The sequence below is a fragment of the Pseudomonas sp. D47 genome (assembly GCF_045447305.1).
Lineage (GTDB): Bacteria > Pseudomonadota > Gammaproteobacteria > Pseudomonadales > Pseudomonadaceae > Aquipseudomonas.
Genome location: NZ_JBJGXU010000017.1, coordinates 69,754 through 82,291, shown reverse-complemented (window position 1 = coordinate 82,291; position 12,538 = coordinate 69,754). Strand labels below are relative to the sequence as shown.

The 12,538-nt window shown below is 59.4% G+C and carries 8 protein-coding genes; 4 read left to right on the top strand and 4 right to left on the bottom strand.

Annotated features, from left to right (window positions below; genetic code table 11):
• The gene (locus tag ACI77I_RS14055) at positions 1–1,395 is read left to right on the top strand and encodes an FAD/NAD(P)-binding protein (RefSeq protein WP_406997796.1); all 1,395 of its coding nucleotides are present in this window, start codon (positions 1–3) and stop codon (positions 1,393–1,395) included.
• 60 nt (positions 1,396–1,455) lie between these two features.
• Here ACI77I_RS14055 and ACI77I_RS14050 read toward each other — a convergent pair whose 3' ends face one another.
• Genes ACI77I_RS14050 through ACI77I_RS14035 form a run of 4 tightly spaced genes read right to left on the bottom strand, consistent with a single transcriptional unit; the run spans position 1,456 to position 6,067 of the window.
• Entirely contained in the window at positions 1,456–2,706 is a 1,251-nt protein-coding gene (locus ACI77I_RS14050; protein WP_406997795.1) for an efflux RND transporter periplasmic adaptor subunit, read from the bottom strand.
• On the bottom strand, positions 2,696–4,174 hold the full coding sequence (locus ACI77I_RS14045; protein WP_094953110.1) for a TolC family protein: 1,479 nt from the start codon (positions 4,172–4,174) through the stop codon (positions 2,696–2,698). The genes ACI77I_RS14050 and ACI77I_RS14045 overlap by 11 nt, the downstream gene beginning before the upstream one ends.
• Positions 4,167–5,366: an ABC transporter permease gene (locus tag ACI77I_RS14040; RefSeq protein ID WP_094953108.1), complete on the bottom strand. Its 1,200-nt coding sequence runs from the start codon at positions 5,364–5,366 to the stop codon at positions 4,167–4,169. The genes ACI77I_RS14045 and ACI77I_RS14040 overlap by 8 nt, the downstream gene beginning before the upstream one ends.
• Positions 5,363–6,067, bottom strand: coding sequence for an ABC transporter ATP-binding protein (locus ACI77I_RS14035; protein ID WP_094953106.1), 705 nt, complete (start codon positions 6,065–6,067; stop codon positions 5,363–5,365). The genes ACI77I_RS14040 and ACI77I_RS14035 overlap by 4 nt, the downstream gene beginning before the upstream one ends.
• Positions 6,068–6,427: 360 nt before the next feature.
• Here ACI77I_RS14035 and ACI77I_RS14030 point away from each other — a divergent pair, with 360 nt between their 5' ends.
• The 3 genes from ACI77I_RS14030 to ACI77I_RS14020 all read left to right on the top strand — a co-directional run bounded on the left by ACI77I_RS14030 (position 6,428) and on the right by ACI77I_RS14020 (position 12,525).
• Positions 6,428–7,180, top strand: a complete 753-nt coding sequence (locus ACI77I_RS14030; RefSeq protein ID WP_094953104.1) for a TetR/AcrR family transcriptional regulator — start codon at positions 6,428–6,430, stop codon at positions 7,178–7,180.
• A 298-nt stretch (positions 7,181–7,478) separates the two neighbouring features.
• On the top strand, positions 7,479–9,863 hold the full coding sequence (locus ACI77I_RS14025; protein ID WP_406997794.1) for a YncE family protein: 2,385 nt from the start codon (positions 7,479–7,481) through the stop codon (positions 9,861–9,863).
• A 259-nt stretch (positions 9,864–10,122) separates the two neighbouring features.
• Positions 10,123–12,525: a hypothetical protein gene (locus tag ACI77I_RS14020; RefSeq protein ID WP_406997793.1), complete on the top strand. Its 2,403-nt coding sequence runs from the start codon at positions 10,123–10,125 to the stop codon at positions 12,523–12,525.
• The last annotated feature ends 13 nt before the right edge of the window (positions 12,526–12,538 follow it).

The following is a 12,538-nucleotide window of genomic DNA, read 5'->3' as shown; positions in this document are numbered from 1 at the left end:
ATGACTGAATCCATCCGCGACGCTGATGTGTTGATCATCGGCGGCGGCCTGAGCGGCACGCTGCTCGCCGTGCAACTGCTGCGCCTGCCCGGGCAGCGTCGCATCCTGGTGATCGAGCCCCGCGCCGAGCTGGGCCGTGGCGAGGCCTACAGTGCGGTCGAGCTGGGCCACACCTTGAACGGCAATGCCGCGCGCATGAGTGTCGACCCGGACAATGCCGATGACCTGACCCAGTGGCTCACTGACTACATCGGCGCCGGCGGTTGGCCGGAATCGGATCAGCAGCACGTACCGATCAGCGAACTGTTCCCGCCGCGCGGGATTTTTGGGCTGTACGCGCAGCAGCGGCTGGCCGAAGCCCGGGCGCTGTCAGCCTCCACTGTCGAGCATGTGTGTGGCGAAGGGGTCGACCTGCAAGTGGATGAGACGTCCACCGTGCTCACGCTCGATAACGGCCAGCAACTGCGCGGCGCCTATGCGGTATTGGCCACCGGCATGTTCCCGGCGGCACGTACGCCGCAGACTGAGTCCAGCGGATTGAACGCTGCGGCGGTGGACCCGTGGGATGTGCAGGCGATGACCCAGATCGACCCGCAATCGGCGGTGTTGATCATCGGTTCCGGGCTGACCATGGTGGACGCCGTGGTGTCGCTGGCGCAGGCGGGCCATCGTGGGCCGATCGAGGTGTTCTCGCGCCATGGTCTGCTGCCCCATGTACGCCGCCAGCCCCCGAGCTGGGAAGATTTTCTGGCTGCCGACCATAGTCTGCGCAGCCCGAGGCAACTGCTGCGCGAGGTACGCCGCCAGTGCCGGATTGCGCAGGCCCAGGGCATCGATTGGCAGGCGCCGCTGGACACCGTGCGTGCGCATATCGGCCGTTTGTGGAGCCAGGCCAGCGAAGGCGAGAAACGTCAGTTCGTGCGCCATGTACGGCCGTGGTGGGAAAGCCATCACCACCGTTCACCGCCATTGAGCGCGCAGCTGGTGGCGCGCTTGCAGGGGGAAGGGCGGTTGCGGGTTCAGGCAGCGTCGTTCAAGGGCTTGGTGGGTTCGCCGGATGGCGTAACCATCCATTTACGGCGTCGGGGTGAACAGGTTGTGACCCAGGTGTCAGGGGCGGCGTTGATCAACTCCAGCGGCATTGAATACGACTGGCGCCGCGTGGCCAGGCCATTGCCGCAGCAATTGCTCAAGCGCGGGCTGATCCAGCCTGGGCCGCTGGCGTTGGGGGTTGCGGCGGATGTGTCGGGGGCGGTGGTGGATGCCGAAGGCAATGTCAGCGGGCGCCTGTTCGCCATGGGCCCGCCGTTGCGGGGGATGTGGTGGGAGAGCACGGCGGTGACCGACGTGGCGATTCAGGCTAAGGCATTGGCTGCCAAACTCACTTCAATCTAAATGTGGGAGCAGGCCAGCCAGCTCCCACATTGTTGATCTCCACTGATTTTGAGGAGGGGTTCAGCCCCCGGCTTTTACGAAACCCGGTTTGAGCCCAAACACTTCAACGCCTTGGGCGGTCGATTGCCCGGTGGTTACCTTCACCCGTTCCACCGGCAGGTCCATCGCCGGGCGATACTCCACGGTCATGTCATCGCGGTTGATCGCTTGGCTTGGGATCACAATCGCCTGTTCATTGTTGTAAGTGACGATGGTCAGCCGCGCACTCATCCCCAGTCGTACCCGTTGCAACTGCTGGGGCGTGAGCTTGGGAATCGACAACGTCACCGGAAACTGCGCGCTGCCCTGGCTGTCGCTGGCAATCGCCAGGCCACTGACCACGCTGACGGAACCGGTCAGGCGCTCGCCGTCGAAGCCATCGCCCATCACTTCCACCGCCTGGCCCTGGTGCAGTTGGTTGATGTCCAGCTCCGACACCTTGGCGACGATTTTCAGCCGTTCGATATTCGCCAGGCCAAACAGTACCTGGCCTTGGCTGACCTTACTGCCGGCCTGTACCGGCGCGTTGTTGTTGCCACCGCCCTGGGGCGAACTGTTGTTGCCGGGCGCGGGCACCACGATGCCGGAGAACGGCGCCTTGACCTCCTTGCCGTCGAGCAGCTCGTGCAGGGCGTCGTATTTCACCGTGGCATTGGTCAGTTCCATATCGGCGATCTGTTTATATTCGCCACGGCCTTGATCCTGCGCTTGCTGAAGGTCGCTGCGGGCAGAGGCGAGGTCCAGCTGTTGCTGCTGAGTCTGCTGTTTGAGGTCGTCCAACTCGTTACGCGGGATGATGCCGCGCTTGAACAGGTTTTCGCTCTCGGTGAGTTTGCGCTGGGTGTTGCCGGCGGTCATTTCGGCGGTGCGCAGGCTGCGGCGCGCTCGGCTGACGGCGGGGCTGCTGTCCCAGTCCTGCATCTCCTGTACGGTGCGCCGCGCCTTGAGTTGGGCGGACAGTGCGTCACGCAGTTGTACTTCGAGGGTGGCCGGGTCCATGCGCAACAGCACCTGGCCGGCTTCGACGCGCTGGCCTTGCTCCACCAGGTTGGCCAGCACGTTGCCGTCGAACGGCGCTGTGAGGGTGATGGTGGTGTCGGGTTCGATTTTGCCTACCAGACCGATCTGGTGCACCAGCGGGTCGGGTTTTACCGCCAGCCACTGTGCGGCGCTCGCAACGGGCGTGTCGGCGGGGGTGTACAGGGCAATCCCCGCGCCCGCCAGCAGCACGGTCAACACAGCACCCAGCAGGCGTTTTTTATTAGTAGTCATTGAGGGCGATTTCCCAACTTTCCAGCGTCATGCCCAGCGTCAAGTCGAGCTGGGTCTGGGCGTTCAAATAAGCGATCAGCGCGTTGAGCTGCGCGTTTTCGGCGTTGCGCAGGTCGGTCTCGAAACTCAGCACCTGGAAGTTGGTGGAGCGCCCGGCGCTGAGTTTTTCCCGCTCGATCTCGATCTTGCGCCGTGACAATCCCACCGCACGCTGGGCGATTTCATATTGGCGCCAGCGCGTGCCAAGGTCGCGCACCACGTCGTTGACGTTGCGTTCCAATTCCTGGCGGGCGTCGGTGATACGGATCTCCTGATCCTCCACATTGACCCGCGCGCGCACTTCGGCCTGGCGCGTGCTGATGTCGCCAATAGGGATCTGCACCTGCACCCCGGCGTAGCTGTTCCAGGTACGGTTATTGGTGTTGCCATTGTCGTTGTTGTAGGCGTCGCGTATCTGGTTGGCACCGGCCACCAGGTCCACCTGCCAGCGCCCGGAATCCTTGGCGATCACCAGGTTCAGGTCGGCCTGCTGGCTGCCGAGCAGGGCGGCGAGGTATTCCGGTTGCTGGGTTTGCGCCAGGTTGAAGGCCTGGCGTTTGTCGATGGTCATCGGCTGGGCCTCCAGGGCTTCGCTGGCGCGGATCGGCGTCGACAGGTCCAAGGCCAGCAGGCGCAGCAGGGCGAGGCGGCTCGTATCAAGCTGGTTCTGGGCTTCTTCCACACCGAGTTGCTGGGTGGCAATGTCGGCTTCGGTCTGCACGATTTCAAACTCGGCCATGCGCCCGGCGCTGATCAAGGCTCTGTTCACCTCGAGCAAAGTGCCGGAGCGCTTGAGGGCGTCCTGGACGATGCTCAACTGCTCCTGGGCACGCAGCAGTTCGCGATAGGTGGCGATGATCTGGCTGATGGTCTGCGCCACCGTGGCCTTGAGGTTCAGGCGGTTGGCTTGCTCAGACAGGCGTGACAGGCGCAGCGGCGCGGTGGTGGCGTCCCAGCCTGCGCCACGCATCAGCGGCTGGATGAGGGCCAGGTCCAGGCCGTCGCTACGGTAGCGGCCGGCGCGGTCGGCGGTGTTCAGTTGCTGGGTCCAGGCCATGCTCAGCCGGGTGCCGTACTCGCCGAGCAAGGTCGCATTCGGCGCCAGGCTGGCGTTGCGCGCATTGTCGGCCGAGCCACGGCTGTTGCGGTAATAACTGTTGAGGGTGAGCTTGGGGTTGAACGTGTCTTCGGCCACGCGCAGGTCGAACTTCTGCGCCACCCGTTGCAGGTAGGCGCTGCGGATTGCTGGGTTGTTGCGCAAGCCCAGGTACACCGCGTCACCCAGGGTCATCGTGGTCACCTGGGCGTTCAACGACACCCCTCGGTCGTAACCGCTGCGAGTGGTGCTGGCAGCTGAAGGGTTGATCACCACGTCGGCGGCCGTGCCGGGCAGGCTGACCAGCGCGAGCAGCCATAGCCATTTATTCATCACGCAAGGCCTCCACCGGCTGCAGCCGCGAGGCCGACACCGCCGGATAGATGCCAAAGAACAAGCCCACCAGCAACGTGCTGCCCACGCCCAAGGGCAGGGCGGCGGCGGCCAGGGAAAAGACCCAGCCCGACAGCCAGGCGTAGAGCCAGGCGGCGGTCATGCCCAGCACGGCGCCGCAGAGCGCACCGACGGCCGTCAGGGTGACCGCCTCCAGCAGGAACAGGTTGCGAATGTCCCGTTGGCGTGCGCCCAGGGCCATGCGGATGCCGATTTCACGGCGGCGCTCCGAGACATTCATCAGCATCACGTTCATCACGCCGACACCGCCGCCCACCAGCGAGATGGCGCCCAGGGCCAGCAACAAATAGGCGAATGTGCGGCTTTGGCGGGTCATGCCATCGATCATTTGCTGGGGCACCTGGATGTCGACATCGTGGTCGGTGAGCTGGCTTTTCAGGGCGCTGGCGGCGTCGCGGGCGATGCGCTCCATGTCCTGGCCCGGCGCGGCGCGGATGATCACGTTGCCGATTTGCGGGGTCGGGTAGATGCGGCGCATGCCTTCGGCGGGGATGAACAGCGATTCGTTGGCTTGCACCGGCATCAGCATGGCCCGGGGTTGGTTGTGCAGGATGCCCACCACCAGGAACAGGTAGTCGTTGATGCGGATGCGATCCCCCAGTTTCAGCGGGTCGCCCGGTGTACTCAGGGCCTGGGCGACTTGGTCGCCAATCACGCCGTAGGTTTCGCCGGCGTCGAAACTCGATAGAAAACGCCCCTCGCGCACGGCCAGGCGCATGGCATCCTTGATATCCGGCGTAGTGCCGACAAAGTTGGCGTTGACGGTGCGGCCGTGAAACACGACGGGGCCGCCGAACACGCTGAGCGCGCCGATATGGGCAATGCCCGGTATTGCCTGGCGCACCGCCTCGAGGTCGAGGCTGGCGCGCATTGGTGCGCTGCTGTTGCCTTTGGGTGGGAACTGGGCGACCAAGGTGTCGGTGCCCATGTCCTTGAAAATCATCGCCGCATCCACGGAAGCGTTATGGCCGATATTGATCAGCGCCACCACCGATGAACTGCCGATCACAATGCCCAGCAGCGCCAGGACCGAACGTTTGCCCAAGGTGCGCAGGCTCACAAACGCCTCGTGCAGCAGTTGGCTCAAGCTTTGTTCGACCCGCAGGCTCATAGGCGCCCGGCCTCATGCACCACGCCATTGCGCACCAGGATCTTGCGTTCCAGGCGCTCGGCGATATGCGCGTCATGGGTGACGATAATCAGCGTTACCTGCTGCTCGCGGTTGAGGGCCAGGAGCAAGTCCATGATCTCTTGGGCGGTGGTGCTGTCGAGGTTGCCGGTGGGTTCGTCGGCGAGAATCACCGAAGGCTTGCCGACCAACGCGCGTGCAATCGCCACGCGTTGACGCTGGCCGCCGGAGAGATCAGCCGGGCGGTGGTGGGCGCGCTCGGCCAGGCCGACTTGCTCAAGCATGCGCAACGCCTGCTCCACTGATTCATGGCGCGACACGCCGCGGTAACTCAGGGGTAGGGCGACGTTGTCCAGGGCACTGAGGCGCGGCAGCAGGTTGAAACTCTGGAACACGAAGCCGATTTGCTGGTTGCGAATCGCCGCCAGCTCATCCGGGCTGGCGCTGAAAATATCGTGGCCGGCAAAGTGGTACTGGCCGCAGTTGGGCAAGTCCAGCAAGCCGAGGATATTGAGCAGGGTACTTTTGCCGGAGCCGGAGGCGCCGAGAATGCCGCAGCTGTCACCGCTGGCAATCGATAGGCACACATCATTAAGAATGGACAGGTGCTGCCCGGCGAGCTGATAGCTTTTGCCGATGCCTTGCAGGGAGATCAAGCCTGGGTGCGCGGAGATGTCTGTCATCGTGACTACGCCTGCAGTCTTGACGGTACCGCTTGCCCCCGGTAAATGGTTGTAACAAGTTTGGGAGTTGCCTGGTACGCGTCACGGACTGGTTTTATTTCTTGTTTTTAAAATATTGTTTGAATAGTAACCGTGTTCCATGCGCTTCGCCAGCCACGGATGTAGAGCGGTTTTACCCTTTGAAACGAATTCTCAGTCAAGCGGATCGGGCAGGTCCCATTGCCCTCGGCTAGTCTCAGAGGGCCCGGTTACACGGGCTTTTAGATGCATACTGCAGTGGCAGTACTTGCTTTCGAAGGGCTGCCCCGGTATAAAAAATCAAATTATTTTTTAAAACAATATTTCCCCCGTGGAACTCCTATGGTCGCGAAGAAACTCAGCGCTCCAAACGTTACCAAGACTCGACTGCTGGATGCGACAGAGGCTCTCTTCATCAAATACGGTTATGACGCCGTTCTGCTCCGGCAGATTACCGAGCGTGCCCAGGTGAACCTGGCCGCTGTGAACTATCACTTCGGGGACAAGGACTCCCTGATGAAAACCTTGCTGATGCAGCGTCTGGAGCCGCTCAACGAGCAGCGCCTGGAACTGCTGGCGCGCTGTGAAGCCGAATCCAGCGGCCCTCTCGACTGCGATACCTTGCTCGGTGTGTTGTTCGCGCCGGCCATGGGCCTGGAGCGCAGTGACCCGGCCAGTGGGGAAGGGCGTTCATTCATTCGGTTCCTGGGCCGGGTTTACAGCGACACCTCGCCGTTTATCCAGGAATACCTCAAGGTGCATTACCAGCCGGTCTTCCAGCGTTTCTTCGAAGCCTTCGCCCTGGCCCTGCCGGACCTGCCCCGCAATGAGCTGGGCGTGCGCCTGCAATTTGCCCTGAAGGCGATTTCCGGGGTGATGGCGGGGACTGAGCTGCGCCTGCTGATGAACTCCATGAGCTTGGGCCGCCCGGCGACGGACGCCGAGGTGATGGCCAAGTTGATTACCCTGGTCTCGGCAGCGATTCGCGTGCCGCAGCAAAGCCCCGAAGCTGAAACCGCGCTGGCCAAGGTGCTCGATACCCAGCGCGCCATTCGTGAACAAGCCGCCACGCCCGCCACCAAAGCGGCGCGATAACTCACAAAATCCAGGCAAAAAAAAGCCCGCTGGGGCGGCGGGCTTGATGTACAACATTTGTAACGGATGAGGCTTCACCCTACGTCTCCGGATGTGAAGAAATCGTGAAAAAAATGTAAGAAAAAGACTGGGTAACGGCAGATTCATGATCACTGCGTTGTCTGTCAGATTCTTGCGTATATCTACCACTCGTCGCCACTGTCAATTTTGACAGTAGATTCGGTTAATACCCCAAGCGCCTCATTCACCTTGCCCGTCTCGCGGTTCCCGCGCGCCCTAAGCCAGCAAGGTAATGATGATGACGACTCCAACCGGCTCAACCGTTGACATATCCCTGGATCCACCCACCGCGACCTTCGGCATCCAGCTTGATAAAACCGACCCGCCAGATAAGCTCGATTACCCTGAAAAAGCTAAATGGGCCTTGGGTCTGCGCGCCAGCGACCCTTATGCCGAGTTCTCCTCCGAGGCTTGGTTCGCTGACACCATCGGTGACGAATTCTACCTGTACGGTAATGGCAAAGAGTTGAGCAAGGGCAGCATTACCACCAAGGCACCGCGGTACTTCTTGAACGTCCTCCTGAACAACCTCCTCCCGACCAGCCTGCAGGAGGGCTTAGTCGATGTTTACTGGGAAGTGGTGCGCAAGGCTAGCGGTCAGAGAAGTCGTTCGACTACCGAGAAGTATCTGGTCAAGAAAACCCGCCCTGCCGGCATAGACCGTAGGCCGGACATCTTCGGGCACGATGGATTGCGCGTGGTGGCTGAAGGTTTTTCGGCAGACGCGGATATTGATGCAAGCACAGCAGCAAACGGAATGTGGGCCCTGGTTGATAAGTATCAGAACGCCCGTGAGAACGACGAAATTTTCGTCTATCTGGACGGTATCGCCACCAAACGCCGTTTGAGCGCCGCAGAGGCCGCCGGGGCGGGGCCGTATCGAGTGTTTATTCCGTCGGCGGTTTTCCAGAGGATCAGTCAATCCGGCACCGTAGCGCTCATTTGCACCGTGATAGATGTGGCCGGAAACATCCCGGAGGGGAACGATAAGTTTTCGCCGCCCTACCTATTGAGCAGCAACCTGGACCCCACGCTGTTTGATCCACCGTTGTTTTATGTCAATGGCCTTGAGTCAACGCTGTTGGACCTGGGCACCCAAAGTAATCTCCCACTCAGCGTGCTGGCGATACCGCCACGCTCGGTAGCGATCGCCAGCCCACCCAACCAGATCGTTGTGATGCTGACCCTGATCAAGGCTGACGGTACGCAAACGATCAAGCGCTTGGCGCCGTTTTCCCACACGCAAAGGGCCGGCAATCAAACGCCGGTGCCCAATGAGTATTTCAAGGAGGAAGGGTTTGTTCGCATGTCGTTCGAGCTGTTCACCCCAACAGGGGCATTGCTTGGACGCTCGGGCAGCAGCACGGTGCGGATGGTGGGCACGCCGGCTTTGAGGCTCACTGCGCCATCCTTCAACAACCGGCCTGGGCCTCAGACTATCGCCCCGAATGATTACGCGGGAGGTGCCATTGTGGCAGTGGCGTACCAGGGTATGACCCCCGCACACGCCATCAACCTTAAATGGACCTTTGCCAATGGCACTTTCGCCAGCATTCCTGCGCAGGCCGGGGTGATCGGTGGGCTTGTGTTCTTCGCTATCAGTTCGTCAATTATTGCCCAGAGCGCGGGCCAAGTTATCCGGTTAAATTACGAAGTGACGTCGGGGCTGAAAAGAACCGGCTCAGATTTTCAGGTACTGACGTTTCAAGCACAGGCCGGTGGGGTTGCCGCCACTGTCGCTGTAGGGGTAGGGCCACACGCAATTAGTATTACCAACGACGGGCTGCGGGCTTTTGTAACCTGTCGGGATAGCAATTCGATTTCGGTGATTGATATCAAGACGCGTAGCGTCATCAGCACCATTTTCGGAGTACCGATGGCTTTCGATTCGGTGTTGAGTCCAGATAATAAGCGTTTGTATGTCAGCAATTTTGGTAGCCGCAGCTACACGGTCATCGATACCTCGACCTACCAGACGATTATGACCGTTCAGATCGCAGGCGGTGACGATGTTTCGGGGCTCGCGATGAGTGCCGATGGCTTGCGCTTGTTCGTAGCGTGCACCAGAAACGCACTGGTATCTGTGCATGATACGGCAACGGGTACAAGTATTAACCGTATCGCCGTGACGCGTGACCCGGTCGCTATGGCGATCAATCGTGAGCAAACACAGGTTTTCATCTCCTCCTATTTGGAGGTGGGTATCGTTAATGCCAGCGGCCGCAGCGGCCTTGTGGGAAGAATTCCAGGCACTAATAGACCCGTACAGATGGTGTTTGGCCCGGACAGTGGCGCGGCCAGCCGCGTCTATGTCACTGACGTTGATAATATCCTCGTTATTGATCCCGCTAAAAACGTCGTTATCAAGAAGATACCGGGTGTTCGTTACGCTTGGGGCGCTGCGCTCAATCCGAATGCGCGAGAGCTCTGGGTGGGGTCGGTGGGCCCTGGAGGTTTAGCGGCTTACCGTGATTCGGTGTTCGTTATCAATGTTGATACGGACCAAATCATCAGACGTCTCACGGGCTTCGAAAACGCTGCAAGCATTGCTTTCGTGCCCAATACCAGACTCGCGCTGATCGCCAATCAAGCATCGAATACAGTGAGTTTTATTCCGACTTGAGGTACTTGGTCACTTCAGTAAACGCATGTGACCATGCAATGGGGCAGCTCTACTTAACGGTAGGCGGCCCTTTTTTATTACCCTATCTTCCAATGGCTCGACGTCTTCGCCAACCGCTGACGTATCGCTTGATCGCGGCCCACTGACCACTCGTCGGCACTGTCAATTCTGACAGTAGATTCGGTTAATACCCCAAGCGCTTCATTCACCTTGCCCATCGCGCGGTTCCCGCGCGCCCTGAACCAGCAAGGTAATGATGATGACGACTCCAACCGGCTCAACCGTTGACATATCCCTGGATCCACCCACCGCGACCTTCGGCATCCAGCTTGATAAAACCGACCCACCAGATAAGCTCGATTACCCTGAAAAAGCTAAATGGGCCTTGGGGCTACGCGCCAGCGACCCTTATGCCGAGTTCTCCTCCGAGGCCTGGTTCGCTGACACCATCGGTGACGAATTCTACCTGTACGGTAATGGCAAAGAGTTGAGCAAGGGCAGCATTACCACCAAGGCACCGCGTTACTTCTTGAACGTCCTCCTGAACAACCTCCTCCCGACCAGCCTGCAGGAGGGCTTAGTCGATGTTTACTGGGAAGTGGTGCGTAAGGCTAGCGGTCAGAGAAGTCGTTCGACTACCGAGAAGTATCTGGTCAAGAAAACCCGCCCTGCCGGCATAGACCGTAGGCCGGACATCTTCGGGCACGATGGATTGCGCGTGGTGGCTGAAGGTTTTTCGGCAGACGCGGATATTAATGCAAGCACAGCAGCAAACGGAATGTGGGCCCTGGTTGATAAGTATCAGAACGCCCGTGAGAACGACGAAATTTTCGTCTATTTGGACGGTATCGCCACCAAACGCCGTTTGAGCGCCGCAGAGGCCGCCGGGGCGGGGCCGTATCGAGTGTTTATTCCGTCGGCGGTTTTCCAGAGGATCAGTCAATCGGGCACCGTAGCGCTCATTTGCACCGTGATAGATGTGGCCGGAAACATCCCGGAGGGGAACGATAAGTTTTCGCCGCCCTACCTATTGAGCAGCAACCTGGACCCCGCGCTGTTTGATCCACCGTTGTTTTATGTCAATGGCCTTGAGTCAACGCTGCTAGACTTGGGCACCCAAAGTAATCTCCCTCTCAGCGTGCTGGCGACACCGCCACGCTCGGTAGCGATCGCCAGCCAACCCAACCAGATCGTTGTGACGCTGACCCTGATCAAGGCTGACGGTACACAAACGAGCAAGCGCTTGCCGCCGTTTTCCCACACGCAAAGGGCCGGCAATCAAACGCCGGTGCCCAATGAGTATTTCAAAGAGGAAGGGTTTGTTCGCATGTCGTTCGAGCTGTTCACCCCAACAGGGGTATTGCTTGGGCGCTCGGGCAGCAGCACGGTGCGGGTGCTGGGCACGCCGGTATTGACGTATCCGGCGCCGGCCTTCGACAACATGTCAGGGCCTCAGACGATCACGCTGCAGAACTATCTCAATGGCGCCGCTGTGGCGGTGGCGTACCGCAGCATGTCCCCTGCCGATGTAATCCGCCTCAACTGGAGCATTCCAAATGGCAACGTCGTCAACATTGCGCCCCAGACCGGGACAACCGGTGGAACAGTGTTCTTCCCCATCAGTGCGCAAATCCTCGCCCAGAGCGCGGGCCAAACTATCAAGTTAAGTTACCAGGTGACAGTGGGGGGCAAAACACCGACGTCAGAGACTCAGGAACTGACGGTGCAAACTGCCAGTGTCGCCGACTATCCGAGGGCGCTTATTAATGGGATTGCTGACGGTGGGACGCTGGAATTGAGCTACCTCGTGGGCGATGCGTACATCGCAATAACCAAGTGGCCTCTCAGTGTTGCTGGACAAACAATCACGATAACGCTGAACAGTGAGGGCGTCGTGCCGTTGACCGTACGCAGCGACTATAGGATCTTGGAATCCGAGGTACTGAACGGACTGGCGAATATAGCGGTATCAAGAAGTTGGTTAAACAGCGTGCCCCACGGCAACAAAATAATCATCACGTGTTCGATCAACACTAACGGCCAGACTATTGCATTTCCACAGACGACGTACCTGTTGTTGTCACCCTTGCGAATAGACAGTTCACTCGTCATGTTGTCTGGGCAAAGCATACTCTCGGGCATTAATCTGATTAATGATTTCCCTGGTAATACCATTACCAGGCTACCAGAAGGGGGGCGCCGCCCTTACACCTTCTCGGCTATAGGGGATCGGGTAACAGTTGATGCAAATACTGGAAAAATCACAGGTTTGCGTAGCGGCTCAGCGGTTATCACGGTCACTGATGCAAATCGAAACAGCGTAAATTATACGGTGAACGTATCGAACTGCTGGATGCTGCATTTAGTGGGATGGGGCAATGCAAAAGATGGCCAAGCCAACTTTGTTATTAATCGGAATGCGCTGATAGGCGGCGGATTTCCAAGCGCACGTGAACTGACCGAAACCGACTGGGGGTTGCTGTACCACGCTTTTGGAAAAATTCCAATTTCAGTCGGCCCTCAGGCCACAACCTATTTTTGGACCACGGCAGTCGTCAATGGAGGAGGTGTATCAATGGCGTATAACCAGTTTAATGGAACTCGCACACTGATTTCGGTGAACACACCTGGACAGAGCTCCTTGTTCCTTAGCGCTGTTTAATTTCTCAAAACGC

Bases quoted from the DNA above. Each gene is read 5' to 3' on its own strand.
- ACI77I_RS14055 (WP_406997796.1), top strand. From the start codon at position 1: ATGACTGAATCCATCCGCGACGCTGATGTGTTGATCATCGGCGGCGGC.
- ACI77I_RS14050 (WP_406997795.1), bottom strand. From the start codon at position 2,706: ATGACTACTAATAAAAAACGCCTGCTGGGTGCTGTGTTGACCGTGCTG.
- ACI77I_RS14045 (WP_094953110.1), bottom strand. From the start codon at position 4,174: ATGAATAAATGGCTATGGCTGCTCGCGCTGGTCAGCCTGCCCGGCACG.
- ACI77I_RS14040 (WP_094953108.1), bottom strand. From the start codon at position 5,366: ATGAGCCTGCGGGTCGAACAAAGCTTGAGCCAACTGCTGCACGAGGCG.
- ACI77I_RS14035 (WP_094953106.1), bottom strand. From the start codon at position 6,067: ATGACAGACATCTCCGCGCACCCAGGCTTGATCTCCCTGCAAGGCATC.
- ACI77I_RS14030 (WP_094953104.1), top strand. From the start codon at position 6,428: ATGGTCGCGAAGAAACTCAGCGCTCCAAACGTTACCAAGACTCGACTG.
- ACI77I_RS14025 (WP_406997794.1), top strand. From the start codon at position 7,479: ATGACGACTCCAACCGGCTCAACCGTTGACATATCCCTGGATCCACCC.
- ACI77I_RS14020 (WP_406997793.1), top strand. From the start codon at position 10,123: ATGACGACTCCAACCGGCTCAACCGTTGACATATCCCTGGATCCACCC.